Below are 384 nucleotides of genomic sequence, written 5' to 3' on the forward strand. Positions count from 1 at the left end.
GGGGAGTTAGGTTTTAGGTCCTAGGTTCTTGGATTTTGCTTTTCCCCTAGGACCTGCTCTTCCCTAATCACTACCAAACAAATCACGGGTGTAGACCTTATCGACCACATCCGCTAACTCTTCCACCATACGGTTAGAGACAATCACATCCGCGGTTTGTTTAAACTCGTTTAAATCTTTAATTACTCGTGAATGGAAAAACTCCGGCTCATCGAGTACCGGCTCATAAACCACCACGTCAATACCCTTGGCTTTAATCCGTTTCATAATGCCTTGAATGCTCGATGCGCGGAAATTATCCGACCCGGCTTTCATGATCAAACGGTAAATACCCACCACTTTTGGCTGGCGCTTGATGATTGAATCAGCCACAAAATCTTTACG

General features: G+C 45.1%; 1 protein-coding gene. It reads right to left on the reverse strand.

The features are described from left to right. Positions 1–63 precede the first annotated feature (63 nt). Positions 64–384 (reverse strand): UDP binding domain-containing protein (locus tag Q5762_RS37340; RefSeq protein WP_315896757.1); only part of this gene is annotated, 321 nt, incomplete at its 5' end.

It is taken from the genome of Streptomyces sp. P9(2023) (assembly GCF_032436795.1).
GTDB lineage: Bacteria > Actinomycetota > Actinomycetes > Streptomycetales > Streptomycetaceae > Streptomyces.